Here is a 23,413-nt window from a genome sequence, read left to right on the forward strand (position 1 = left end):
CGCTAGAATCCCGGCCTTGTAAACGTTTTCATAAGGACAGCCGGTGGCCGCCGATCGCATCGAAACCCTCATTGCCCAGATGACCGTCGAAGAAAAAGTCGGCCAGCTGGGTGTGTTCGCGGACATGGTCCGGCCCTTCGCGCCGGACGTGAACCCGGAAGCGAACGTCAGCAATGCCGACCAGGTGCTGCAACAGGTCCGTGAAGGCAAAGTGGGGTCGCTGTTCAACGGCGTGGGCGTGGAAGCGGGTCGCCGCATCCAGCAGGTGGCGCTGGAAGAAAGCCGCCTGGGCATCCCGGTGATCCTCGCGGCCGACGTCATCCACGGCATGCGCACCGTGTTCCCGATTCCGCTGGGCGAGGCCGCCAGCTTCGAGCCGGACCTGGCCGAGCGCACCGCGCGCGCCACGGCGGTGGAAGCCACCGCCGCCGGGCTGCACTGGACCTATGCGCCGGCGGTGGACATCGCCCGCGACCAGCGCTGGGGCCGTGGGGCCGAGGGCGCCGGTGAAGACGTGGTGCTGGGCTGTGCGTTCGCCGCCGCCCGCGTGCGCGGCTTCCAGGGCCCGGACCTGCGCGCGGCCGATGCGCTGCTGGCTACGCCGAAGCACTTCGCCGCCTATGGCGCGGTGATGGCCGGCATGGAATACAACATGGTCGACATCTCCCCGCAGACCCTGCGCGATGTCCACCTGCCGCCGTTCAAGGCCGCTTTCGAGGCCGGCGCGCTGACCGTGATGTCGTCCTTCAACGACATCAACGGCGTGCCCGCCAGCGCCAACGCCGAACTGCTCACCGACATCCTGCGCGGCGAATGGCAGTTCCCGGGCGTGGTGATCTCCGATTACACCGCCGACATGGAACTGGTCGCCCACGGCTATGCCGCCGACGACCGCGATGCCACCGCCAAGGCGTTCACCGCCGGGCTGGACCTGAGCATGCAGAGCGGCTTCTATGCCGAACACCTGCCCGGCCTGATCGCCAGCGGCGAGGTGCCGATGGCCACGCTGGATGAATCGGTGCGCCGCATCCTCAAGCTGAAAGAGGCGATCGGCCTGTTCGACGATCCGTACCGCTCGCTGGACCTGGCGCGCGAAGCCGATACCGCGCATATCGCCGCGCACGACGCGCTGTCGCGCGATGCCGCACGACGTTCGATCGTGCTGCTGAAGAACGACGGCGACGTGCTGCCGCTGAAGAAGGCCGGGCAGAAGATCGCGCTGATCGGCCCGTTCGTGCAGGACCGCGACAACATCGAAGGCTGCTGGACGCTGTTCGGCGACAAGTCGCGCTATGTCACCCTGGAAGACGGCGTGCGCGCCGCAATCAGCGATGAAGCGCTGCTGGACATCGTTCCGGGCTGCGCGCTGGAAGCGCCCGTGCAGGACGGCATCGAGCAGGCCGTGGCCGCCGCGCTGCGCGCCGACGTGGTGGTGCTGGCGCTGGGCGAACCGCAGCGTTACAGCGGCGAGGCGCAGTCGCGGGTGGAAATCACCCTGCCGGCCGCGCAGCAGGCGCTGGCCGAAGCGGTGGCGATGACCGGCAAGCCGCTGGTGGTGCTGCTGCGCAACGGGCGTGCGCTGGCGCTGCAGGGTGCGGTGCGCAACGCTCAGGCCGTGGCGGTGACCTGGTATCTGGGCACCCAGACGGGTCCGGCCGTTGCCGACGTGCTGTTCGGCGACTACAGCCCCTCCGGCCGCCTGCCGGTGAGCTTCCCGCAGGTGTCCGGCCAGCAGCCGTTCTTCTACAACCATCCGCGCACCGGCCGCCCGGAACTGCCGACCATGTCGGAGTTCAAGGCGCGCTGGCGCGAGATCCCCAACGCGGCGCTGTATCCGTTCGGCCACGGCCTGGGTTACACCACCTTCGCGTACGGCGTGCCGGAGCTGAGCAGCGCCACGCTGGGCTGGGACGACACGCTGACCATCACCACCACGCTGACCAACACCGGTGCGGTGGCTGGCGAGGAAGTGGTGCAGCTGTACATCCACGACCGCGTCGCCAGCCGCGTGCGGCCGGTGCGCGAGCTGAAGGACTTCCGCAAGGTGGCCCTGCAGCCGGGCCAGAGCACGCAGGTGCAGTTCACGCTGGATCGCCATGCGCTCGGCTTCACCGGCCGCGATGGCGTGTTCCGCGCCGAACCGGGCCAGTTCGACCTGTGGGTGTGCGCCTCCTCGGCCAGCGGCGAGCCGGTCATCTTCGAACTGCTCGCCGGTTGATCGGCGGTGCCGGCCATTGGCCGGCACCCCGCTCGTCATCCTTGGCTGACGGCGCCGGCGTTAGGCTGGCGACCCGGCTGAACCGATGGAGCGTCCGATGCGCCTGATCCCATTCCTGGTCCCCACGTTGTTGCTGGCTGCCTGTTCGCAGCCGGCACCGCCACCGGCAGAGACGGCCCCCACGTCGCCACCGGTGGCCACCACCGCGCCACCCGACGAGGCGCCAGCGGCCGGCCTGTCGCCGGATGCGGTGGAACCGGCTGCCGATGCGGCGCAACCGCCCGCTGCTGCCGCGCCTGCCGCCGCCGGCGACGTGCGCCAGCGGATCGACAGTGTTCTCGGTGATGCCGCGCAGTACGAAGCGGTCTTCATCGCCTTCCAGAAGGCGGTCAATGGCGGCGACCGTGCCGCGGTGGTCGAGGAAGTCCGCTTCCCGTTGAAAATCGCCAACGGCGCCACGATCGCCGGTCCCGGCGAATTCCAGCGCAACTACGAGCGCATCCTGACCCCGGCCGTGCGCAAGGCCATTGCGGCGCAGACCTTCGACACGGTGATGGTCAACCAGCAGGGGGTGATGATCGGCGACGGCCAGGTCTGGCTCAACGGCGCCTGCCTGGACAAGGCCTGCAGCCGTACCGAGGTCAAGGTCGTCACCATCCAGTAGGCCATTGGGTGGCCGCGCCCCCGCCTGACGGCGAGGGCGCCACGCCAGTGCCGGCGCGGTGCCGGCGCTGCGCTGTCAGGCCTTCGGCGTCAGCTTCAGCAGCTTGCCGTTGCTGCCGTCTTCCAGCAGCCAGATCGCGCCGTCGGGCCCTTGTTCCACTTCGCGGATGCGCTCGCCCATGAGGAAGCGCTCGGCTTCGCGCGCGTTGTCGCCGTCGAAGGCCACCCGCACCAGCGAGGTCGACGACAGCCCGCCGATGAAGCCGCTGCCCTTCCACTGCGGGAACAGCGTGCCGGAGTAGATGATGAAGCCGGCCGGCGAGATCACCGGAGTCCAGGTCACCTTGGGCGCGGCGAACTCGGGCCGGGTGCTGTGGTCGGGAATCTCGCGGCCGTCGTAGTGGTTGCCGTTGGAGACAACCGGGTACCCGTAGTTCGCACCGCGCTCGATCAGGTTCAGCTCATCGCCGCCGGCCGGGCCCATCTCGTGCACCCACAGCTTGCCGCGCGCGTCGAAGGCGATGCCCAGCGCATTGCGATGGCCCAGCGACCACACCTGCGCGGCCACGCCGCCCTGCGAGGCGAAGGGGTTGTCGGCCGGCACGCTGCCGTCGTCGTTCAGTCGCACGATCTTGCCGAGGTTGCCGCCCATGTCCTGCGCCGGGTCGAACTTCTGGCGCTCGCTGGAGGTGATCCACAGCTTGCCGTCCGGGCCGAAGGCCAGGCGGTGGCCGTAATGGCCCTTGCCCTCGACCTTGGGCGTCTGCCGCCAGATCACCTTCAGATCCTGCAGCGCGCCGCTGCCGTCGGGCTGCAGCACCAGGCGCGCCCGCGCCACGGCCGCGCCGCGCGTGTCGCCTTCACCGGCCTCGGCGTAGCTGACGTAGAGCAGCTGGTTGCGGGCGAAATCCGGATGCGGCAGGACATCGCCGAAACCGCCCTGGCCGCCGTAGGCCACCTCGGGCACGCCGCTGATGGTGGCGCTGGTGCGGGTGGTGGGATTGAAATGCTTGAGCGTGCCGCGCTTCTCGCTGACCAGCAGGCTGCCGTCGGGCAGGAAGCTCATCGCCCACGGTTCGTTGAAGGTGCCCACGGCGGTAGCGGTGAACGGCCAGTGGGCCTTTTCGACGGCGGGGGCGGCGGCCTTGTCGGCGGCCACGCAGGCCGTGGTGAACAGGGCGGGGGTAAGGCTGATGGCGAGCGAGAGCAGCAGCTTGCGGGTCATGGAGTATCTCCGGAGGGGATGCGATGGCCAGATAGAGTTTGTACACCATGCCCGTCCGCGCCGCGTGCACCATACGTCACTCCCCGTATGCGCCAGTGCGCGGATCGGCTACCGTTTGGGCCAGCCGCCCGTGGGGCGGCCCCGCATCACTGTCTTCCAAGGGAGTTGGAATCATGAAGCAACAGGTACACAAACCGTCCGCCGCGTTCATCGCCGCCTCGTGGAGCGCGCTGCTGCTGGGCGCTGCTGCTTATCTGGTGGGCCTGTTCAACGCCGAGATGGCGCTCAACGAGAAGGGCTACTACCTCACCCTGCTGCTGTTCGGTCTGTTCGCGGCGGTGTCGCTGCAGAAGAGCGTGCGCGACAAGGCCGAGGCCATTCCCGTCAGCGGCCTGTACTACGCGCTGTGCTGGTTCGCCCTGCTGGCTTCGCTGCTGTTGCTGCTGGTGGGCTTGTGGAATGCCACGCTGCTGCTGAGCGAAAAGGGCTTCTACGGGATGGCGTTCGCACTGGCGCTGTTTGGCGCCGTGGCGGTGCAGAAGAACACCCGCGACCTGATGGCCGCCAACGGCGCAACGCTGCCGCCGCTGCCGGCCAGGCCGGTCACGCCGCCCTCGCTGGACTGAGGGCGGCCGTGGGCGTGCTGCGCGGGCCGGTCAGGTGCCGCGCGGCACGCCTTTGTCCAGGTGGGACTGGCGCAGGGCGGTGGATTCGTCCCAGCCACGGCGCACCGCGTTGCGCGCCTGTGCCCAGGTCAGCTTGCTCTTGCCGCGCTCCTGCGCCCAGCGCGTTTCCAGTTCGGCTTCCACCTCTTCGTACGCACGGATGATGTCGTCGGCGCGCGAGTAGTGGCCCAGCTGGTAGGCCGGCTCGTAATCGTCGAAGAACTGGCTCTGGTCGTAGTAGGGTTCGGCGGAGAAACGCTCGCGCCAGTAGTCCGACACGGCCTGGCGCGGCACGCCGTCTTCCGGCACCCGGCCGGGAATCTGGTAGTCAGGGCTCATCTGTTGGCTCCGGTGGGGTGAGACATCACCGTAGCGGAGCGCCGGTTAACGTCGTGGGCCAGCGGAGTGAATGCCGCATCAAACGCCGCGCGGCACATCACCCCGCCTTCGTGCGTGTCAACGCGCCGTCACGTCGCCTTGCGCGGCAGTTTGTAGATCACCGCGCCGACCGCGAAGGCCACCAGCGCCGCCGCGATGTTCTGCCAACTGGCACTGACGAACAACGCCAGGCACAGCACCAGTGCCAGCACCGGAATCAGCGGGCCGCCCGGCAGTTTCAGCGCACCGGGGCGGTTGGCGAAACGCCGTGCCAGCACCAGTACCGCCGCAGCCGTACCGATGTAGGCGAACAGACGCGTGGTCATCGACAGCAGCGCCAACTGCACGAACGAACCCGACAACGCCAGCGCCAGCGCGATCACGCCCTGGGTGACGATCGCCGCCGCCGGGGTGCGGAAGCGCGGATGCACGTTGGCCAGCAGCTTCGGCCCGTAGCCGTCGCGGGCCAGCGCGAACAGGAACCGCGGGCCCATCATCATGGTGTTGCTGTTGGTGCCGAGGATGGAGATGGTGGCGCCCACCGTCAGGATCAGCGCCAGCGCCTCGCCACCGAAACTGGAGGCGGCATCGGCCAGCGGCGTTGGCGAGCTGGCCAGATTGGCCAGGGTGCCCTGCGCCACCAGTTGTACTGCGCCATAGATGACGGTGACGCTGACGATCATGGTGATCAGCGCGAACGGGATGTCGCGGCGCGGATTCTTGTACTCGCCTGCGGCAGCCGGGATGTTCTCGAAGCCGGCGTAGGCATACAGCAGCAACAGCGCCGCCTCGCCCATCCGTTGCAGGTCGTGCGGGTCCGGGCGCACACCGGAGAAGGCCAGGTCCATGTCCACGTAGAACGCGCCAACCGCCACGAACAGCAGCAGCGGCAGCAACTTGCCGATCACCAGGATCACCCCGGTGCGCGCGGCCGACCGCACGCCGGCCACGTTGACTGCAGTCAGGAAGCCCAGCGACACCACGATGATCGCGATGCGGCCTATGTCATGCCCGGCCCACGGCCAGAAGCGCGCCACCGCATCGGCCAGCGCATTGCTCAATGCGGCGGCCGAGCTGATCCGGGTCAGCCAGATCATCCAGCCGATCTCGAACCCGGCGAAGCGCCCGAATGCCTCGCGTGCATACAGATAGCTGCCGCCCGGCTCATCGAAATAGCTGGCCGCCTGGGCGTAGCACAGCACCAGCAGCGCCACCACGATGCCCGCAGCCACCACGCCCCACAGGCTGAACGGCCCGAGCAGCGCCACGGTGGCTGCCGGCAGCAGGTAGATGCCGCTGCCGATCACATCGTTGATCGACAGCCCGACGATCTGCCAGCGGCTGACCGCGCGTTCCAGCTGCGGTTCGGCCGGGGCGCTCAACGCATCGCTCCGGTCAGGGCCGGCAACTCCCACGGCCCCTGCAGATTGGTGTACTCCTTCTTCGGCAGCAGGATGAATGCCGCGTGCGTATCCGGCTTCAGCCAGGCCAGCAGGGCCTTCATGTGCCGCGGTTCCATCGCCGTGCAGCCGGCCGTGGCCTCGCCCGGCGTGCGCCAGAGGTGAGCGAAGATGCAGCTGCCCTTGCCAGGCGTGCCGCCGCTGTTGTGCTCGATCACAAAGCCCTCGCGATAGCGCACATCGCCCTTGTTGTGCAGGTCCAGCCGCATCGGTTCGGTGGACCCCTTCACTGCGGCGGCACCGACGTCCTTCGCATCGACGATGCGGTTGTAGTTGGGCGAGGTGGGCACATCCATGCAGTAGTGGCTGGCCGTCATCGGCTGGTACGGCATCGCACTGGCGATCTTCGGCGCATAACCGAATGCCGGGCCGATCTCGAAGATGCCGGCGGGGCTGCGCCCGTCGCCTTCCTTCTTCTGCGGCCCCTGGTTGTGCAGCGACGCACGGCCCACGCCCCAGGCACTGCCGTTCCGCCCCACGGCCACGGTGAAGGCGGGGCCGTGCCTGCGCCACGGGCCGCTGTCGCTCCGGCGCTCATAGGCCTGCAGCCGGCCCTGGGTGGCATCCCAGCTGTCGGTGACCACCACGATGGCCTGCTGGCTGCGCGACATCGGCGGCAAGCGGGTGAGTGCGCCGGCCGGCAGCGCGGCAGCGAGAGCGGTAACGGCGAGGGCGGTACGCAGCAGCGGCAGCATCGTGGACTCCGGTAAACCAGGGGTCGATCAGGTATCGATCAGGTGTTCGATCCGTTCCAGGTTCACCCCGAGCTGGCGGTGGCGGTCCGGGTTGGCGTGGCACAACAGCACGAAGACGAAGTCGAGCAGGGACTGCAGCGACGCACGGTACAGCAGCTGCGCCACGTGCGGCGCGGGGTCGTGCGCGCACACCACGAGGGAGGCATCGGCATGCGCGCGCAGCGGGTTGGCGCTGTGGCGGGTGATCGACACCACCTTGCCACCCATGTCCTGGAACTGCCGCGAGAGCTGGAACAGCTGCGGCAGTTTGCCGAACTCGGAGAACACCAGCATCGCATCGCCGGCGCGCGCGGCCGACAGGTTGGCCATCATCAGGATCGGGTCGGCATGGTGCACGGTCAGCATGCCCAGCAGCGACAGCCGCATCGCGAACTCGCGCGCATACAGACCATCGTCGCCAAGCCCGTACACGAACACTTTGGGCGCGCCGTCGAGCAGGCGCACGATGGCTTCCACGTCGGCCTGCGGATTGGCCAGGCCCGTCTCTTCCTCGGCGGCCGCCTTGCTCAGGCGCAGGCGCCCGGCGATGCCGGCGTAGTCGTCGGCGGCGCTCGGCGACGGTGGGCGCGCCTGCGGGTCGTGGCCGGCGCGGGCCACCGCTTCGCCGATGGAATACTTCAGGTCCGGGTAGCCCTTGAAGCCCAGTTTCTGGCTGAACTTGACCACGCTGGACTGGCTGATGCCCAGTGCGCTGGCCAGCTGCTGGGACGAGTAGTCGCGCAGCAGGTGGGCATTGTCGAGGATGAAATCGGCGATGCGGCGTTCGATCGCCGACATGTGGTCACGCTCGGAGCGGATTTTCACCAGGGGCGGCATGGGGCTCAGCGTGGGTCCGGTTGCAGGAAGGGTAAGCGGGATCAACGGTCGGCGGTAGCGCCCGTGCAGCGGCCTACCAGCGCGGCGGCGTGATCATCTCCAGGCCGCGCACCTCGGTGATCCCCAGCCCCGGCGCATCGCTGATGGTGATCTCCGATTCGTTGAAGTTGACCCCACCGGTGACCGGGTTGAACTGCCCCAGCGAAGGGCCGTCCAGGTCCACCTTGGTGATCACATCGCTCTTGGCCACCGCCAGGTGCACGGCCGCCGCCACGCTGATGCTTGACTCGATCATGCAGCCGATCATGCACGGCACACCGTAGATCGCGGCGATGTCGGCAATGCGGATCGCATTGGAGAGCCCGCCGGTCTTCATCAGCTTGATGTTGATGATGTCCGCCGCGCGCTGCTGGATCAGGTCCACCACCTGGCCGGGATTGAACACGCTCTCATCGGCCATCACCGGCGTGTTGACGCGGTCGGTGACGTACTTCAGGCCGCTGATGTCGGCCGCCTTGACCGGTTGTTCCAGCAGCTCCAGCACCACCCCGGCTTCTTCCAGCGTGCGCATCGCGTGCACCGCCTGCTTGGCGGTCCAGCCCTGGTTGGCATCCAGGCGCAGCAGGGCGCGGCCCTGCACGGCGGCGTGGATCGCCTTGACCCGTTCGATGTCCAGGCCGATGTCCTTGCCGACCTTGATCTTCAGCGACTCGAACCCGCGATCGATGGCCGACAGCGAATCGGCCACCATCTTGTCGATGTAGTCCACGCTGATGGTGATGTCGGTGGTGATCACCGGATCGCCGCCGCCGAGCATGCGGTACAGCGGTGCGTTGTGCAGCTGCGCCCACAGGTCGTACAGCGCGATCTCCACGGCCGCCTTGGCGCTGGTGTTGCGCTCCAGCGAGGACTGGACCAGGCCGCACAGATGGTTGAGGTTGGCCACGTCCTGGCCGATCAGGCGCGGCTTGATGAAGCCGTTGATGGCCTCGACGATCGAGCCGTGGGTGTCGCCGGTGATCACCGCCGTGGCCGGGGCCTCACCGTAGCCGGTGTGGCCACTGTCGGTGCGGATCAGCACCACCACGTCTTCCACGGTATCCACGGTGCGCAGCGCGGTCTTGAATGGGGTTTTCAGCGGCACGCGCAGCATGCCGAGTTCGATGTCGGTGATCTTCATTCAGGGGTCTTGGCTCGAATGCGCTGGATGTTGGTGATGCGGTCGATGTAGCTGACGGTGTCGCTGGCCATCATCGGCTCCAGCGGTGTCACCGATACCCCGTTGAGATGCGCCTGCACCCGCGTGCCGTCGGCATCGAACCAGCTGCCACCGGCGGTGTCGTGGATCACCCAGGTGCGGCCGTCGAGGTGGCCAATGGTGACCATGACGTGGCCGGGGATGTAGACCAGGTCGCCGACCTGCAGCTGCTGCACGGCGGCGTCACGGCGGGCCTTGCCGTCTTTCGCATCGAAGGCGATGCGGTCCAGTGCCGGGCTGACAGCCTGCGCGCTGGTGTTGCGCGGCACGAGCACACCGACGCTGCGGTAGATCTCCGAGACGAAGCCGCTGCAGTCGCGGGTGTCGTAGTCGTGGCCCCAGCCGTAGCGTTCGCCGAGGAACTTGAAGGCCTGCTGCAGCAGGTTGCGTGGCGTCAGCGGCAGGTAGTCGGGGGCGCTGTCCTGCGAGCGCGGCAGCAGCGCCGGCACCAGCGCCAGGCGGCCGTCCTCGTTGCGCACCGGCACCTGCAGCACATGCGCGGCATGCGCCTGCTGGCCGTTGACGGGCGTGTTGGCCGGCCAGTTGGCGAGCACCGGCAGGCGCACGCCCATGTCCAGTTGCAGGCGCGACACGCGCGGTTCTTCCGGCGTGTAGGCGGTGAACGCGGTGGCGCCGGTAATCACCCGGTACGGGCCGTGCTGGCCGTAGCCGAGCACCGTATCGGCATCGCCGATGCCGACGAAGCGCCGCTCGATCCAGGCCGCGTAGCGCTCGCTGGTGATGAACAGCCACTGCCCGTCGGCGCTTTCATGCAGCACCGCCACCGCATCACCGGGGAACAGGGCCGATTCCTGGAAGCGGTCGATATCGGTGTCGCCCTGCGTGGTGAACACCCGCAGCGATGTCGGGAAGGCGCGCAGCGCCGCGCGATGGGTGACCAGGCCGTACTGCACGGGGCGCTGGGCCGGCACCGCCTCCAGGCCGAGGTTGGCCAGTGCGGCGCGGCGTTGCGGCTCGCCGATGGGCTGCCCATCCGCGCCATACAGCGGCTTGGTCGGCCACCGTGACAACGCCTGGATATCGGCCAGCACCCGCGCGCGCGGCAGCTGTGCCGGCAGGGCACGCAGGTCGTGAAGGGACGGGTCGGTGGCGCGCATGCGCGCGTTCTGCGCGGCGATGCCGGCGCGGTCGAGAATCACCCGGTCCGGATCGGGCAGGCGACCGGCCCAGAACGCCGGGTCCAGGTAGGCCTCGCGCAGGCCGATCACACCGCCGGGTTCGGCGGCCGACGCGGCGGGCGGCGGCGCGGTGGCGGCACCGGCCGTGCCGCCGGCCAACAGCGCCAGCAGCAGTGCGCGCGCCAGCCACGGGGTCCGCACGGGGCGGCAGGGGGAAGCCAGGATCATGAAGCGGTCACCCTCCTCGGAAGCGTCAGGAATATTTATTCCTTTTTTCATGGAAAGCAAGAATAAATTATTGACCGTCTTCCCGCCTCGTGTTACACAGCGATTACCACCCGCACCTTGGGAAGTGTCGCTGTGGATCCTGCTTCGCGCAAACCGCCTTCATGCCGCCGTGTCGCCTGGCGCACCGTCGCCTGCCTGCTGCTGGCGCTGCCCCCGCTGTGGGGGGCTGCGGCGGTACCGGTGCCGGAGGTGGTGGCGCAGATCGACCGTGGCGCATTCGCCCAGGCCGACGCCGCCATCACCGCGGCGCTCCAGGACGCGGCGCTGAGCGCTGCCGCGCGTGAGGACTATGCCTTCCAGCGCGAGCGCATGGCGCGCATCCGGCTCGACTTCCGCCTGGATGCCGATGCCGCCAAGGCCCAGGTACGCCGGCAGATTCCCGACCTGCGCGACGACGAGTTCGCGCGCTGGGACGCGGCGGGCCTGATCGAGCACCTCGACATCGATGGGCAGCGGCGCTACTTCAACCGCGCGCCGTCCAACCTGTTCCGGGTCAGTGCGCAGGCGCGTGCGCGCCGAGCGCCAACGGTGCCGGCCCCGGTCGATGGTCCTTACGAACATCTTGGCCCGCACCACCATGAGATCGTCGCGGCCGCGCGCGCCAGCGGCGCCACCAGCCTGGTGCCGCGCCGGGTCGAGGTGACCCAGTCGCTGGTGGTCAAGGCCGACGCCGTGCCCGCCGGCGAGACGGTGCGTGCGTGGATTCCCTATCCGCGTGCGATTCCCGGCCAGCAGGCCGACATCCGCTGGATCGCCAGCACCCCGGCCGGCGCGCGCATCGCCCCGGAGGCCACGCTGCAGCGCACCGCCTACCTGGAGCGCACCGCCGTGGCCGGCACGCCCACCGCGTTCGAGATCCGCTACGCGGTCACCGTGTACGCGCGGCATATCCCGATCGACCCGGCCAAGGTGCTGCCCACGCCCGACGATCCGGCGTTGCAGCCCTACCTGGCCGAACGCGCGCCGCACATGCTGTTCACGCCCGCCCTGCGCGCCTTCTCGCAGCGCGTGGTGGGTACCGAAACCAACCCCTACCGCATCGTGCAGCGGCTGTTCGACGCGGTCGACCGGATTCCGTGGGGCGGCGCGCGTGAGTATTCGACGATCTCCAACATCAGCGACTACGCGCTGCATGCCGGCCACGCCGACTGTGGCCAGCAGACGCTGCTGTTGATGACCCTGCTGCGCCTCAACGGCATTCCGTCGCGCTGGCAGTCCGGCATGGTCTATTCCGATGACGCGGTGGGCTACAACAACCTGCACGACTGGGGCGCGGTGTACCTGGCCCCGTACGGCTGGGTGCCGATGGATGTGACCACCGGGCGCCTGGACAGCCCCGACCCGGCGCTGCGCGACTTCTACCTCGGTGGCCTGGACGCCTACCGCATCGCCTTCAACGACGACTACGCCCAGCCCCTGGTGCCGGCCAAACAGCACGTCCGCTCGGAGACCGTGGATTCCCAGCGCGGCGAAGCGGAGTGGTCCGGCGGCAACCTGTACTTCGATCAATGGAACTACGACTTCCAGTCGCACGTGGTGCCGCTGGAGGCCGCGCGGTAATCGGCGGTATCCCTGATTCAACATCTGCAGGAGAGAGCAGGCAATGAAGGTGAATCGATTGAAGCGGGCGGCGCTGTGCGTCGCACTGGGCGCATGCCTGGGCAGCGTGGCGCCGGTGGCGCTGGCGCAGGACGGCGCGGTGGTGGGCAGGCTGGTCATCGATGGCGGGCAGGCGCTGGACAACGCCACGGTGACCGTACGCAACCCGGCCACCGGCTTCGTGCGCTCGGTGAAGGCCGACGCCAACGGCGGCTACCGCATCCCGCTGCTGCCGGTGGGTACCTACGATCTGGAGGTGTCGGTCGGCGGTGGCGCCGCGGCACGTGTTGGCCAGGTCGATGTTGGCCTGGGCAACACCACCACGGTCAACGTGCCGGTCAGCGGCGTCAACACCCTGGGCACGGTGGAAGTGCGCGCGCCGCAGGTGGTGTCGATGGTGGACGTGAAGTCCACCGAATCGGCCACCAACATCACCCGCGAAGAGCTGTCGCGCCTGCCGGTGGACCGCGACATCACCGCCGTGGCGCTGCTGGCGCCGGGCGCCGTGAAGGGCAAGGGCTCGCTGGGCGGGCAGGGCATCTCCTTCGGCGGTTCCTCGGTGGCCGAGAACACCGTCTACATCAACGGCCTGAACGTCACCGACTTCTACAACCGGGTCGGCTTCTCCTCGGTGCCGTTCGCGTTCTACCAGGAATTCCAGGTCAAGACCGGCGGCTATTCAGTGGAGTTCGGGCGCAGCACGGGCGGTGTGATCAACGCGGTTACCCGTTCGGGCAGCAACGACTTCAAGGCTGGCGCCGAACTGGTGCTGGAACCGCGCGCCTGGCAGTCGCAGGCGCGCGACCACTACGACGCCAGCGGCAGCCGCTACATCACCGCCAGCCGCGATGACTATTCGCGCAGTGCGCTGAACCTGTTCGCTTCCGGTGCGCTGGTGCAGGACAAGCTGTTCTTCTTCGGCATGTACGAAGCGCGCGACTACAGGCCCAACTCCACCGACGATGCCGGCAACGTGCTCAACCGCGGCACCGCAGACGACCCGTTCTGGGGCGGCAAGCTCGACTGGCAGATCACCGACAACCAGATGCTGTCGCTGTTCGGCTTCTCCGACAAGAGCGACACCGTCACCGACGTCTACCGCTACAACTACGGCACCGGCCTGGCCGAGGGCGACCGCACCAGCCAGATCTACAACACCGTGGGCGGCACCAACTGGTCGGGCACCTATAGCTGGCAGGTCAACGACGCGCTGACCATGAAGCTGATGTACGGCGAGAACAAGCGCAACCGCTCGCAGAGCAGTCTGATGGACGAGAACTGCAACCGCGTGTTTGACAACCGCACCGCCAGCCAGGGCGTGCCGACCGACCTGCAGGGCGACCGCAGCTGCACCAGCAGCTCGCAGCTGGAGTCGGCACTGGATACCCGCAAGGCCGGCCGCGCCGATTTCGAATGGTCCATCGGCAACCACCTGCTGCGCTTCGGCCTGGACCGCGAAGAGAACACTTCCGACTACGAGCGCGCCTACCCCGGCCCGGGCGGCCTGCGCTACGACGTCTACTACCGCACCCCTGGCAGCTCGCTCAATGGCGGCGTTGTGCCGGCCAGCGGCCTGGTCGTGCGCACCCGCCGCTATGAAGTGGCCGGTTCGTTCGAAACCATCAACTCGGCCTACTACCTCGAAGACAACTGGCAGGTCACGCCGAACTTCCTGCTCAACATCGGCGCGCGCATGGAAGGCTTCGACAACAAGGGCGGCGACGGCGACAGCTACATCAAGATCGACGACATGATCGCCCCGCGCCTGGGCTTCTCCTGGGACGTGCGCGGCGATGGCACCACCAAGGTGTTCGGCAACCTTGGCCGCTATTTCCTGCCGGTGGCCAACGTCATCAACATCAAGCAGGCCGGTGGCTTCCTCGACGAACGTACGTGGTACGAGTTCCTCGGCTACAGCGGTGCCGCCAACAACGTGCCCTACCTCGGCGGCCAGATCGGCCCGGTCGACAACTCGCAGGGCGACGGCAGCGTGCCGGACCTGCGCGCCGAAGTGAACCGCGACATGGACCCGGTGTACCAGGACGAGGCGATCCTGGGCTTCCAGCACATGCTCAGCGAATCCTGGTCGGTGGCTGCCAGCGTTACCTACCGCCGCCTGCACAACGCCATCGATGACATGAACATCACCGCCACCGGCCAGTGCGGACCGGTGGACAGCGTGTGGATCATGGGCAATCCCGGGCGTACCAACACCGTGTGGGGCGACAGCGACTGCGATGGCAGCAACGATGCGTGGATCGACATCGACACCTCGCGCGAAGGCTGGGCGCTGTACGACGACGATGGCAACTATGTAGGCCAGCGGGGCTGGGTCAAGCCCAAGCGCGACTACAAGGCGCTGGAACTGCAGGTCGACCGCGCCTGGGATGGCGTGTGGGGCTTCAATGCGTCCTACACCCTGGCCTACGGCCGCGGCAATGCCGAAGGCCCGGTCAACTCCGATACCGACTTCGCCGATTCGGGGCGCACCGAGAACTTCGACAACCCGTGGGTGAACTATCGCGGCTACGGCTACCTGGCCAACGACCGCCGCCACCAGTTCAAGTTCCGCGGCAGCTACGCCGTCACCGAAAACCTGACCGTGGCTGCCACCCTGGGCGTGCAGTCGGGCAGTCCGATCACCCGCTTCGGCGCCGGCAACCCGTTCGACGACACCGACTTCCACAGCTACTACGTGTGCGTGGCCAACTGCCAGACCACGGTGCCGTCCGAGCGTGTGTTCGTGCACTCGCCGCGCGGCGGCGATGGCCGCACCCCGTGGACCTACGACCTGGACCTGAGCGTGGCCTACAAGATCCCGGTGCCGCTGGATCTGCGCGTCAAGCTGGCGGTGTACAACGTGCTCAACCAGCAGCGCACCGTGTCGGTGGACCAGGATTACGAGCCGCAGGACAGCATCGGTACGCCCAATCCGCTGTATGGTTTCGGCACCGGCTTCCAGTCGCCGCGCTATGCGCAGTTGACCGTGACCTGGAACTACTGAGCCCCCAGGGCGGCCCGTTTCGCGGGCCGCCGCGGAGAACGCGATGCGCAGCAGGTGGATGGCGACGCTGGGCCTGCTGGTGGCCGGCGTCGCGCCGGCCGCCGGGCAGGGCCCGGCAACGGCGGTGTTCGACCCGATGTACGACCAGGCCCGCCAGCGCGACGTGGCCGGCATGGCGATGGCCGTGATCGATCAGGGCCAGGTGGTGTACCAGCGTGCCGAAGGACCGCGTGGCGATGCCGCCGGCGCGCAGGTGGATGCGGACACGCTGTTCAAGATCGCCTCCAACAGCAAGGCGATGACCGCCGCGCTGCTGGCGCGGCTGGTCGAGCGCGGCCGGCTGCGCTGGGATGACCCGGTCATCCAGTACCTGCCGCAGTTCCGCATGCATGACCCGTGGGTGACGCGGAACATGCAGGTGCGCGATCTGCTCATCCACAACAGCGGGCTGGGGCTTGGCGCGGGCGACCTGATGCTGTGGCCCGAGCCGAACCGGTTCACCCGCCAGGACATCATTGCCGGCCTGGCCCATCTCAAACCGGTGACCAGTTTCCGCAGCGGCTACGCCTACGACAACCTGATGTACGTGGTGGCCGGCGAGGTCGCCGCCGCGGCCGGTGGCAAACCCTACGACCAGCTGCTGCGCGAGGAGGTCTTCGTGCCGCTGGGCATGGAGCGCTGCCAGGTGGGCGCGTGGTCGGTGACCCAGGTGGGCAACGTGGCCCAGCCGCATCGGCATGCGCACGGCCGGCCGGTGGTCGAAGGTGCCGATGGCGACACCAGCCCGGACCAGCCTTCGATGGCGGCCGGCGGCATCCGCTGCAGCCTGCGTGACATGACCCGCTGGATGCAGGTGCTGCTCGATCCCGCCCTGGTGCCGGGCTGGCTGGGCAGTGCGCAGCGCCAGGCGCTGTGGACCGCGCACATGCCGATGCCGCTGGGCGAGCGCCAGCGCCGCTGGGACAACGCACACGTCTTCGCCTATGGCTACGGCTGGCGCCTGTCGGACATGGACGGGCAGTGGAAGGTGGCGCATACCGGCACCCTGTCGGGCATGTATTCCTCGCTGGCGCTGCTGCCTGACCGCCGCGTTGGCGTAGTGATCCTGATCAACAGCGACGCCGACGACGCGCGCACCGCACTGATGCAGGCCGCCCTGAAGCACTACACCGCCCCGGCGGCGGCGCACACGGTGGCGGGGTATCTGCAGCAGCTGGATGCCGAACGCGGCGCGCGCCGCAGCGCCGGCCACGTGCGGCCCGATACCCGCGCGCGCCGGCCCGCGCCGCTGGCCGCCACCGCACGCTGGCACGGGCGCTACCGCGACCCCTGGCTGGGCGAGGCGTCGGTGTGCCCCGAGCGGGGCGTGCTGCGCCTGCAGGTGGACAAATCGCCGCGGCTGCGTGGCCGCGTGATGCAGCTCGGCAACCGCTGGCTGGTGCAGTGGGATACGCTCGGTACCGATGCCGAGGCCTGGCTGCAGCCCGATGACGGCACGCCGCCTGGCATCGCCCTCGCCGCGATCGACCCGGATATCGACTTCAGCTATGACTACCAGGACCTGCACTTCACCCGTATCGGCGATTGTCCGTAGCCTGCTGGCCGTCGCATTGGCCCTGCCCACGCTGCCGGTGGGCGCGGCCACGGTGACCGTATCGCCGGCGCGCGACGCTGCCGCCGCAGGGCTGGTGGATGTGGGGCAGGCCATCCCCGGGCTCGATCTGGACATCCGCTATGCCGGCCCGGACAACTTCACTGCCGCGCCGGTCCCCGGTTACGAGGCGCCCAAGTGCTACCTGCTTGCACCGGTTGCCGCGGCGCTGGCCCGGGTGCAGGCCGACCTCCACCGCGACGGATTCGCCCTGCGCATCTACGACTGCTACCGGCCGGTGCGCGCGGTGCAGGCCTTCGTGGCGTGGGCGCACGATCCGGCCGAGCAGTCGCGCAAGGCGCTGCAGTATCCGCAGGTGGACAAGCCGGACCTGCTCGATGGCTACATCGCCGAGACCTCCGGCCACAGCCGCGCCGCCACCGTGGACCTGACCCTGCTCGACTGCCGCGCCGGTCCCTGCACCGCACTGGACATGGGCACCGGCTTCGACTTCTTCGGCACGCGCGCCCACACCGATGCGCCGGACATCAGCGCCGCGCAGCGCGCCCACCGCCAGCAGCTGCTGCGTGCCATGCAACGCCACGGCTTCGCCAACTACCCGCTGGAGTGGTGGCATTACACCCTGCAGCCCGAGCCCAGCCCCACCACCGCCTACGACATCCCGGTGCGCTGAGCCGCGCGGACGGGGTGTGCCGCCGGCGCACCGCTACACTGTGCGCTGACCTGCCGACCGGACCGCGATGAACCTGCCACTGCACTTTGGACTGTTGGGAACGCTGGAAGCGGGCCTGATCGCGCTGCTGGTCGGGCTGCTGGTGTACGCCCTGTGGCACCGGCTGTGCCGCTGGGCGCAGTGGTCGATGGGCCACGCCATCGGCTGGTCGTGCGTGATCGCGGTGATCGTTTCGGCCGGCATCGATGCCTGGAAGCTGTTCTACATGGGCATGATGCGGCTGGAATCGCCGCTGTATGCGCGGCTGTTCCTGGCCGGCATCCACGATCCCAACGAACTGGGCTCGCGCGTCGTGCTGGAAGTAGCCGGTGCGTTGGGGGGTGTCGCACTGGGGTGGATGATATTCAGTTCGCGCTCAGGCGAAAAAAGCGCCACGCACGACTGAGTTTCCGTTTGCATCCGGTTAAATCCGGGCCGGTTGAATGCGCGTCTTACTGTCTGCTCACCTGTGCGTAACCAGTGCGGTAATCCACGCCTGCGCGCAGGTGGTTAAGACCGCGTGCGCACGCCGATCGCCACGCAATATCGATTCACAAACGGGGTGGCAGGGTGGAGGCCGTGCGGAAACAACGGCCGCGCAACATCCACCCAAGGAGACCACCCCAATGACTATTCGCAACCGCAAGCCCCTGATCGCCCTGATCGTCGCCGCCGGCAGTGTGCTGGCCATTCCGGCGATGGCCCAGTCGGCCAAGCAGAGCGCCGCGCAGGCCCAGACCCAGGCGGCGCAGGCGCAGCAGGCGGCAGCGCAGGCCGGTGATGCCGCCGATGCAGCGTCCGGTGCGGCAGCACAGGCCTCGGCCCAGGCCAACGGTGGCGGCGGCCAGACCTGGGCCAGCGTAGATACCGACGGCAACGGCACCATCAGCAAGACCGAATCGCAGGTCAACGCCGGCTTGGCGCAGGTGTTCGACCAGGCCGACACCAACAAGGACGGCGAACTCAGCCCGGATGAATACAAGGCCTACGTCGCTGCCCAGCAGGGCGCGGCCGCCGGCAACGGCGCACAGCCGGGCAACTAACGCGATCCCGTACAGGCAGGGCCCGACACCGCTGGACACCGGTGAACGGCAGTGAGGGGGAAGGGCGGCTTCGGCCGCCCTTCTTTTTGCCCGTTTCCGTCATTGGGCGCGCTGCCCGGTGTTGCTATCCTTGCCCGATGATGACCTCCATGCCCACGCCGCAAGGCGCAATCGGCCTGGTCGGTTTTGACGGTGACGACACGCTGTGGAAGAGCGAGGACTATTACCGCAAGGCCGAGCAGGATTACCTCGACATCCTGTCGCGCTATATCGACGTGCACGACACCCAGACCGCGCGCCACCTGCTGGAAGTGCAGCAGCGCAACCTTGGCGTGTTCGGTTACGGCGTCAAGGGCATGACCCTGTCGATGGTCGAAGCGGCCATCGAGATCACCCGGCAGATGATCAGCGCCCGCGACCTGCAGCAGATCCTCGACATCGGCCATGACACCCTGCGCCACCCGGTGGAGCTGATCGACGGCGTGCGCGAGTCGGTCACCGAGATTGCCCGCGACTACCCGGTGGTGCTGATCACCAAGGGCGACCTGTTCCACCAGGAAGCCAAGATCAAGCTCGCCAACCTGCGCGATCTGTTCCCGCGCATCGAGATCGTGTCCGAGAAGGACCCGGAAACCTACGCGCGCGTGCTGGAGGAGTTCGACCTGCCGATCGCGCGGTTCTGCATGGTGGGCAACTCGCTGCGCTCGGATATCGAGCCGGTGATCACCCTGGGCGGCTGGGGCATCCACACCCCGTATGCCGTGACCTGGGCGCATGAAACCCAGCACGGCGTGGCGGACGACGAGCCGCGCATGGTGGATGCCCCCACCGCCTTCGACTGGCCGCAGGCGCTGCGCACCATCGAAGCCAAGGCAGCGCAGGCCTGACACGCATGCAGCGCTGCGGCAGAATCGTCCCATGACCCTGCGCACGCTGCTTGTCCTGTTGCTGCTGGTGCTGCCCGTGGCCGCGCCGGCGCAGCAGACACCGGAGAAGTCCGACGCCTACGTCGTCGCCACCGGCGATGACTGGGTGGACGTGCAGCTGCGCGACATCAACCACTACGCCGAGCGCTACCCCGACAGCTTCCTGGACGAGGTCTCGCGCTATGCCGGCGTCCCGCGCGGCTATATCGCCGCGCTGCTGCTTACCCACGGCTGGCAGGCCGGCGACATCTACTTCGCCTGCTTCTGGGCCCATGCCACTGGCCTGTCCTGCCGCGACAGCGTGCAGGCGTGGAGCCGTGCCGTGCCCGCCGACGGGCAGCCGCGGCACTGGCAGGACGTTGTGAAGGCCCTGCCTGTAGCGCCGCAGAACCTGCACTGGCGCGCGCTGCGCCACGCCATCGTGGCCAGCCACGACCACTGGGACCGTCCGGTCACCCTCGATGCCACCCTGCAGCGCCAGCTCGGCGACCACGCCCAGCGCCAGCGTGCCGCGCGCAGCTCAACGCCCACGCCCTGACGCGGCGGCCGTTCGTGCCATCGGTGGATTCGTGCTGCTATGCAGATCGCCGCGGCCGGGCCGCTCGGCGACAATACGCGCTTGTCTGTTCCCCCCGTGATCCGTTGCCGAGTACGTAATGAGCGCCGACCGTTTCGTTTCACCCGACGATATCCGCACCCTGTTCGCGCAGGCCATGTCCAGCATGTACCGCACCGAAGTGCCGCTGTACGGCACGCTGGTGGACCTGGTGGCCGAGATCAACGATGCCGTGCTCACCGCCGATCCGGCGCTGGCCGAGCAGATGGACCGCACCGACGAGCGCGCGCGCCTGGCGCAGGAGCGCCACGGCGCCATCCGCGTCGGCACCGCCGAGGAACTGGCCACGCTGGGGCGCCTGTTCGCGCTGATGGGCATGTACCCGGTGGGCTACTACGACCTGTCCGTGGCCGGCGTGCCGGTGCACTCCACCGCGTTCCGCCCGCGTACCGCCAAGGCGCTGGCGCATAACCCGTTCCGCGTGTTCACCTCGCTGCTGCGGCTGGAGCTGATCGAAGACGCCGCGCTGCGCGAGCAGTCCGCGCAGATCCTGGCGCGCCGCCGGATCTTCACCGATGAGGCCCTGGCCCTGATCGCGCAGGCCGAGCGTGACGGCGGCCTGGACCAGGCCGACAGCCGCCGTTTCGTCATCGCCGCGCTGGAAACCTTCCGCTGGCATGGCGACGCCACCGTGTCGCTGGCCACGTACCACGCCCTGCACGATGCCCACCGCCTGATCGCCGACGTGGTCAGCTTCCGTGGCCCGCACATCAACCACCTCACTCCGCGCACGCTGGACATCGACGCCGCCCAGGCCGGCATGCAGGCGCGCGGCCTGGCCGCCAAGGCGGTGATCGAAGGCCCGCCCCCGCGCCGCTGCCCGATCCTGCTGCGCCAGACCAGCTTCAAGGCGCTGGAGGAACCGGTGCACTTCCCGTCGGGCGACAGCGCCGACGCCGGCACCCATACCGCGCGCTTCGGCGAAATCGAGCAGCGCGGTCTGGCCCTCACGCCCAAGGGCCGCGCGCTGTACGACCAGCTGCTGGCGCAGGCCCGTGACAGCGATGGCGCCGGCAGCACCGGCCAGGACTATCCGACCCGCCTGGCGGCGGCGTTCAGCGCCTTCCCGGACGATCACGACACCCTGCGCCGCGAAGGGCTGGGTTATTACCGCTACGCGCTCACCGACGCCGGCCGCGCCAGCCCCGACGCCGTCGGCGATCTCCCGGCCGAGTCCCTGATCGCCGCCGGCCTGGCCAGCGCCGATCCCATCGTCTACGAGGATTTCCTGCCGGTCAGCGCCGCAGGCATCTTCCAGTCCAACCTTGGCGGCGAAGAACAGCGCGCCTACGCCGCCCACGCCAACCGCGACGCCTTCGAGCACGCGCTGGGCCTGACCGTCGAAGACGAATTCGCCATCTACGAGCGCCTGCAGACCGAATCCCTGGCCACCCTCAAAACCCCGTAGTGCCGGCCGCTGGCCGGCAAACCATGCGCCCCCGACGTGCGGACCAACGGTCCGCACCTACCCATCCTGGAATCCCCAGGTAGTGCCGGCCGCTGGCCGGCAACCCCTCACACCTTCATCGTCCCCGTATCCAACCACCGCTGGTGCCACGACAACGCTTCGGGCAGCAGGTGCGGCGTGTGCTTGCCGTAGCTGTCCCGGCTGGCGCGGTCGAAGTAATCGTTGAGCTGGTCGCGGAAGTCCGGGTGCGCGCAGTTGTCGATCACCACCCGCGCGCGCTTGCGCGGAGTCAGCCCGCGCAGATCGGCCAGGCCCTGTTCGGTCACGATCACCGACACATCGTGTTCGGTGTGATCGACATGGCTCACCATCGGCACGATCGCCGAAATCGTGCCGTTCTTGGCCGTGGATGGGCTCAGGAACGCCGACAGGAACCCATTGCGCGCGAAGTCGCCCGAGCCGCCGATGCCGTTCATGATCCGGCTGCCCATCACGTGGGTGGAGTTGACGTTGCCGTACAGGTCCACCTCGATCATCCCGTTCATGCCGATGCAGCCCAGGCGGCGCACCAGCTCGGGATGGTTGGAGATTTCCTGCGTGCGCATGATGATGCGCTCGCGGTAGAAATCGATGTTCTCCTTGAACGTCTCATTGGCCTGCGGGCTCAGCGCGAAACCGGTGCACGAGGCATAGCTCAGTACCCCGTCGCGCAGCAGGTCGAGCATGCCGTCCTGGATCACCTCGGTGAACGCGCTCAGGTCGCGGAACCCGCTCCTGCCCAGCCCGGCCAGCACGGCATTGGGAATGTTGCCCACGCCCGACTGCAGCGGCAGCAGGTTGGCCGGCAGGCGGCCGCGCGCGACTTCGTGCTTCAGGAACTCGATCAGGTACGCGGCGATCTGCTCGCTGCTGCTGTCGATCGGGCTGAACGGGCTGTTGCGGTCCGGGCCGTTGGTGCGCACCACCGCCACGATCTTGTCCGGATCGCAGCGCAACGCGGTCTCGCCGATGCGGTCGTTGGCATGCACCAGCGGGATCGGCTTGCGGTGCGGCGGCAATGCCGTGCCGTAGTAGATGTCGTGCATGCCGTCCACGCCGGCCGGCTGCCACTCGTTGACCTCGATGATCACCTTCTTGGCCAGGTCCAGCCAGGTCTTGTTGTTGCCCACCGACGTGGAGGGCACCAGCGAGCCGTCTTCGCGGATGGCCGACACCTCGATCACCGCCGTGTCGATCTCGCCGTAGAAGCCGAACCAGACGTGCTGGGCGACGTGGCTGAGATGGATGTCGATGTAGTCCAGCTTGCCGGCATTGATGCGGTTGCGCGCATCCGGATCGCTCTGGAACGGCATGCGCATGGCGATGCCGTCGGCCTTGGCCAGCGCACCGTCCAGTTCCGGGGCGGTGGACGCGCCGGTCATCAGGCTGATCTGGAACGGCTGACCCTGGGCATGGACGGCCTCGATGCGCTGCGCCAGCGCGACCGGCACCGCCTTGGGGTAGCCCGAACCGGTGAAGCCGCTCATGGCGACGGTTTCACCCGGCTGGATCAGGGCGGCGGCGGCTTCGGCGGATACGACGCGGTCACGCAGACGCGCGTTGGCAATGCGATCGACAGACATGACGAC

The 23,413-nt window shown here is 68.4% G+C and carries 20 protein-coding genes; 12 read left to right on the top strand and 8 right to left on the bottom strand.

The genetic code is table 11. The annotated features are described in order from the left end of the window. The first annotated feature begins 43 nt into the window (after positions 1-43). Entirely contained in the window at positions 44-2,218 is a 2,175-nt protein-coding gene (locus ACLB90_RS11725; protein WP_411849658.1) for a glycoside hydrolase family 3 N-terminal domain-containing protein, read from the top strand. Between the two features lie 97 nt (positions 2,219-2,315). Beyond that, a complete protein-coding gene (locus ACLB90_RS11730) occupies positions 2,316-2,882 on the top strand; it encodes a hypothetical protein (RefSeq protein ID WP_411849659.1) in 567 nt (188 codons plus the stop codon). Between the two features lie 75 nt (positions 2,883-2,957). Here ACLB90_RS11730 and ACLB90_RS11735 read toward each other — a convergent pair whose 3' ends face one another. Beyond that, entirely contained in the window at positions 2,958-4,106 is a 1,149-nt protein-coding gene (locus ACLB90_RS11735) for a PQQ-dependent sugar dehydrogenase (protein WP_411849660.1), read from the bottom strand. Between the two features lie 173 nt (positions 4,107-4,279). On the opposite strand from ACLB90_RS11735, the gene yiaA reads away from it, so the two are divergent. After that, positions 4,280-4,732 carry an inner membrane protein YiaA gene (yiaA, locus tag ACLB90_RS11740; RefSeq protein WP_017357500.1) on the top strand — a complete coding sequence of 151 codons (453 nt, stop codon included), beginning with the start codon at positions 4,280-4,282 and terminating at the stop codon, positions 4,730-4,732. Positions 4,733-4,762: 30 nt separating this feature from the next. Here the strand turns inward: yiaA and ACLB90_RS11745 are convergent, their stop codons facing one another. The 6 genes from ACLB90_RS11745 to ACLB90_RS11770 all read right to left on the bottom strand — a co-directional run bounded on the left by ACLB90_RS11745 (position 4,763) and on the right by ACLB90_RS11770 (position 10,805). After that, positions 4,763-5,110, bottom strand: coding sequence for a hypothetical protein (locus ACLB90_RS11745; RefSeq protein ID WP_411849661.1), 348 nt, complete (start codon positions 5,108-5,110; stop codon positions 4,763-4,765). A gap of 128 nt (positions 5,111-5,238) precedes the next feature. Further along, positions 5,239-6,531: an APC family permease gene (locus tag ACLB90_RS11750; RefSeq protein WP_411849662.1), complete on the bottom strand. Its 1,293-nt coding sequence runs from the start codon at positions 6,529-6,531 to the stop codon at positions 5,239-5,241. Then, positions 6,528-7,304 carry a L,D-transpeptidase family protein gene (locus ACLB90_RS11755; RefSeq protein ID WP_411849663.1) on the bottom strand — a complete coding sequence of 259 codons (777 nt, stop codon included), beginning with the start codon at positions 7,302-7,304 and terminating at the stop codon, positions 6,528-6,530. Before ACLB90_RS11755 ends, ACLB90_RS11750 begins: the two co-directional genes overlap by 4 nt. Before the next feature lie 27 nt (positions 7,305-7,331). Then, positions 7,332-8,180 carry a MurR/RpiR family transcriptional regulator gene (locus tag ACLB90_RS11760; protein ID WP_411849664.1) on the bottom strand — a complete coding sequence of 283 codons (849 nt, stop codon included), beginning with the start codon at positions 8,178-8,180 and terminating at the stop codon, positions 7,332-7,334. A 73-nt stretch (positions 8,181-8,253) separates the two neighbouring features. After that, a complete protein-coding gene (locus ACLB90_RS11765; RefSeq protein WP_411849665.1) occupies positions 8,254-9,360 on the bottom strand; it encodes a dipeptide epimerase in 1,107 nt (368 codons plus the stop codon). Next, complete coding sequence (locus ACLB90_RS11770) at positions 9,357-10,805, bottom strand: SH3 domain-containing protein (RefSeq protein WP_411849666.1); 1,449 nt, start codon at positions 10,803-10,805, stop codon at positions 9,357-9,359. Before ACLB90_RS11770 ends, ACLB90_RS11765 begins: the two co-directional genes overlap by 4 nt. Before the next feature lie 132 nt (positions 10,806-10,937). On the opposite strand from ACLB90_RS11770, the gene ACLB90_RS11775 reads away from it, so the two are divergent. The 9 genes from ACLB90_RS11775 (at position 10,938) to ACLB90_RS11815 (ending at position 21,785) form a co-directional block, all read left to right on the top strand. Further along, positions 10,938-12,425, top strand: a complete 1,488-nt coding sequence (locus ACLB90_RS11775) for a transglutaminase-like domain-containing protein (RefSeq protein WP_411849667.1) — start codon at positions 10,938-10,940, stop codon at positions 12,423-12,425. Positions 12,426-12,468: 43 nt separating this feature from the next. Next, positions 12,469-15,468, top strand: a complete 3,000-nt coding sequence (locus ACLB90_RS11780) for a carboxypeptidase regulatory-like domain-containing protein (RefSeq protein WP_411849668.1) — start codon at positions 12,469-12,471, stop codon at positions 15,466-15,468. Positions 15,469-15,526: 58 nt separating this feature from the next. Continuing rightward, positions 15,527-17,062 carry a serine hydrolase gene (locus tag ACLB90_RS11785; protein ID WP_411852748.1) on the top strand — a complete coding sequence of 512 codons (1,536 nt, stop codon included), beginning with the start codon at positions 15,527-15,529 and terminating at the stop codon, positions 17,060-17,062. Continuing rightward, positions 17,016-17,753: a M15 family metallopeptidase gene (locus ACLB90_RS11790; protein ID WP_411849669.1), complete on the top strand. Its 738-nt coding sequence runs from the start codon at positions 17,016-17,018 to the stop codon at positions 17,751-17,753. The genes ACLB90_RS11785 and ACLB90_RS11790 overlap by 47 nt, the downstream gene beginning before the upstream one ends. A 67-nt stretch (positions 17,754-17,820) precedes the next feature. Next, on the top strand, positions 17,821-18,198 hold the full coding sequence (locus ACLB90_RS11795) for a hypothetical protein (RefSeq protein WP_411849670.1): 378 nt from the start codon (positions 17,821-17,823) through the stop codon (positions 18,196-18,198). A 220-nt stretch (positions 18,199-18,418) separates the two neighbouring features. Further along, the gene (locus ACLB90_RS11800) at positions 18,419-18,835 is read left to right on the top strand and encodes an EF-hand domain-containing protein (protein WP_411849671.1); all 417 of its coding nucleotides are present in this window, start codon (positions 18,419-18,421) and stop codon (positions 18,833-18,835) included. Positions 18,836-18,972: 137 nt separating this feature from the next. After that, positions 18,973-19,722 (top strand): HAD family hydrolase, encoded by a 750-nt coding sequence (locus ACLB90_RS11805; protein WP_411849672.1) that lies wholly within the window; start codon positions 18,973-18,975, stop codon positions 19,720-19,722. A gap of 31 nt (positions 19,723-19,753) precedes the next feature. Then, positions 19,754-20,299, top strand: a complete 546-nt coding sequence (locus ACLB90_RS11810) for a hypothetical protein (RefSeq protein ID WP_411849673.1) — start codon at positions 19,754-19,756, stop codon at positions 20,297-20,299. 118 nt (positions 20,300-20,417) lie between these two features. Further along, positions 20,418-21,785 (top strand): VOC family protein, encoded by a 1,368-nt coding sequence (locus tag ACLB90_RS11815; RefSeq protein ID WP_411849674.1) that lies wholly within the window; start codon positions 20,418-20,420, stop codon positions 21,783-21,785. Between the two features lie 107 nt (positions 21,786-21,892). On the opposite strand, the gene ACLB90_RS11820 is transcribed toward ACLB90_RS11815, so the two are convergent. Next, positions 21,893-23,407 (bottom strand): acetyl-CoA hydrolase/transferase family protein, encoded by a 1,515-nt coding sequence (locus ACLB90_RS11820; protein ID WP_411849675.1) that lies wholly within the window; start codon positions 23,405-23,407, stop codon positions 21,893-21,895. Positions 23,408-23,413 lie beyond the last annotated feature (6 nt).

Origin of the sequence: Stenotrophomonas sp. LGBM10 (assembly GCF_046736075.1) — a bacterium.
Lineage (GTDB): Bacteria > Pseudomonadota > Gammaproteobacteria > Xanthomonadales > Xanthomonadaceae > Stenotrophomonas.

Excerpts from the sequence above, each read along its gene's own strand:
- ACLB90_RS11730 (WP_411849659.1), top strand. The coding sequence starts at position 2,316 with ATGCGCCTGATCCCATTCCTGGTCCCCACGTTGTTGCTGGCTGCCTGT.
- ACLB90_RS11735 (WP_411849660.1), bottom strand. The coding sequence starts at position 4,106 with ATGACCCGCAAGCTGCTGCTCTCGCTCGCCATCAGCCTTACCCCCGCC.
- yiaA (WP_017357500.1), top strand. The coding sequence starts at position 4,280 with ATGAAGCAACAGGTACACAAACCGTCCGCCGCGTTCATCGCCGCCTCG.
- ACLB90_RS11745 (WP_411849661.1), bottom strand. The coding sequence starts at position 5,110 with ATGAGCCCTGACTACCAGATTCCCGGCCGGGTGCCGGAAGACGGCGTG.
- ACLB90_RS11755 (WP_411849663.1), bottom strand. The coding sequence starts at position 7,304 with ATGCTGCCGCTGCTGCGTACCGCCCTCGCCGTTACCGCTCTCGCTGCC.
- ACLB90_RS11760 (WP_411849664.1), bottom strand. The coding sequence starts at position 8,180 with ATGCCGCCCCTGGTGAAAATCCGCTCCGAGCGTGACCACATGTCGGCG.
- ACLB90_RS11765 (WP_411849665.1), bottom strand. The coding sequence starts at position 9,360 with ATGAAGATCACCGACATCGAACTCGGCATGCTGCGCGTGCCGCTGAAA.
- ACLB90_RS11770 (WP_411849666.1), bottom strand. The coding sequence starts at position 10,805 with ATGATCCTGGCTTCCCCCTGCCGCCCCGTGCGGACCCCGTGGCTGGCG.
- ACLB90_RS11780 (WP_411849668.1), top strand. The coding sequence starts at position 12,469 with ATGAAGGTGAATCGATTGAAGCGGGCGGCGCTGTGCGTCGCACTGGGC.
- ACLB90_RS11785 (WP_411852748.1), top strand. The coding sequence starts at position 15,527 with ATGGCGACGCTGGGCCTGCTGGTGGCCGGCGTCGCGCCGGCCGCCGGG.
- ACLB90_RS11790 (WP_411849669.1), top strand. The coding sequence starts at position 17,016 with ATGACTACCAGGACCTGCACTTCACCCGTATCGGCGATTGTCCGTAGC.
- ACLB90_RS11795 (WP_411849670.1), top strand. The coding sequence starts at position 17,821 with ATGAACCTGCCACTGCACTTTGGACTGTTGGGAACGCTGGAAGCGGGC.
- ACLB90_RS11800 (WP_411849671.1), top strand. The coding sequence starts at position 18,419 with ATGACTATTCGCAACCGCAAGCCCCTGATCGCCCTGATCGTCGCCGCC.
- ACLB90_RS11805 (WP_411849672.1), top strand. The coding sequence starts at position 18,973 with ATGATGACCTCCATGCCCACGCCGCAAGGCGCAATCGGCCTGGTCGGT.
- ACLB90_RS11810 (WP_411849673.1), top strand. The coding sequence starts at position 19,754 with ATGACCCTGCGCACGCTGCTTGTCCTGTTGCTGCTGGTGCTGCCCGTG.
- ACLB90_RS11815 (WP_411849674.1), top strand. The coding sequence starts at position 20,418 with ATGAGCGCCGACCGTTTCGTTTCACCCGACGATATCCGCACCCTGTTC.
- ACLB90_RS11820 (WP_411849675.1), bottom strand. The coding sequence starts at position 23,407 with ATGTCTGTCGATCGCATTGCCAACGCGCGTCTGCGTGACCGCGTCGTA.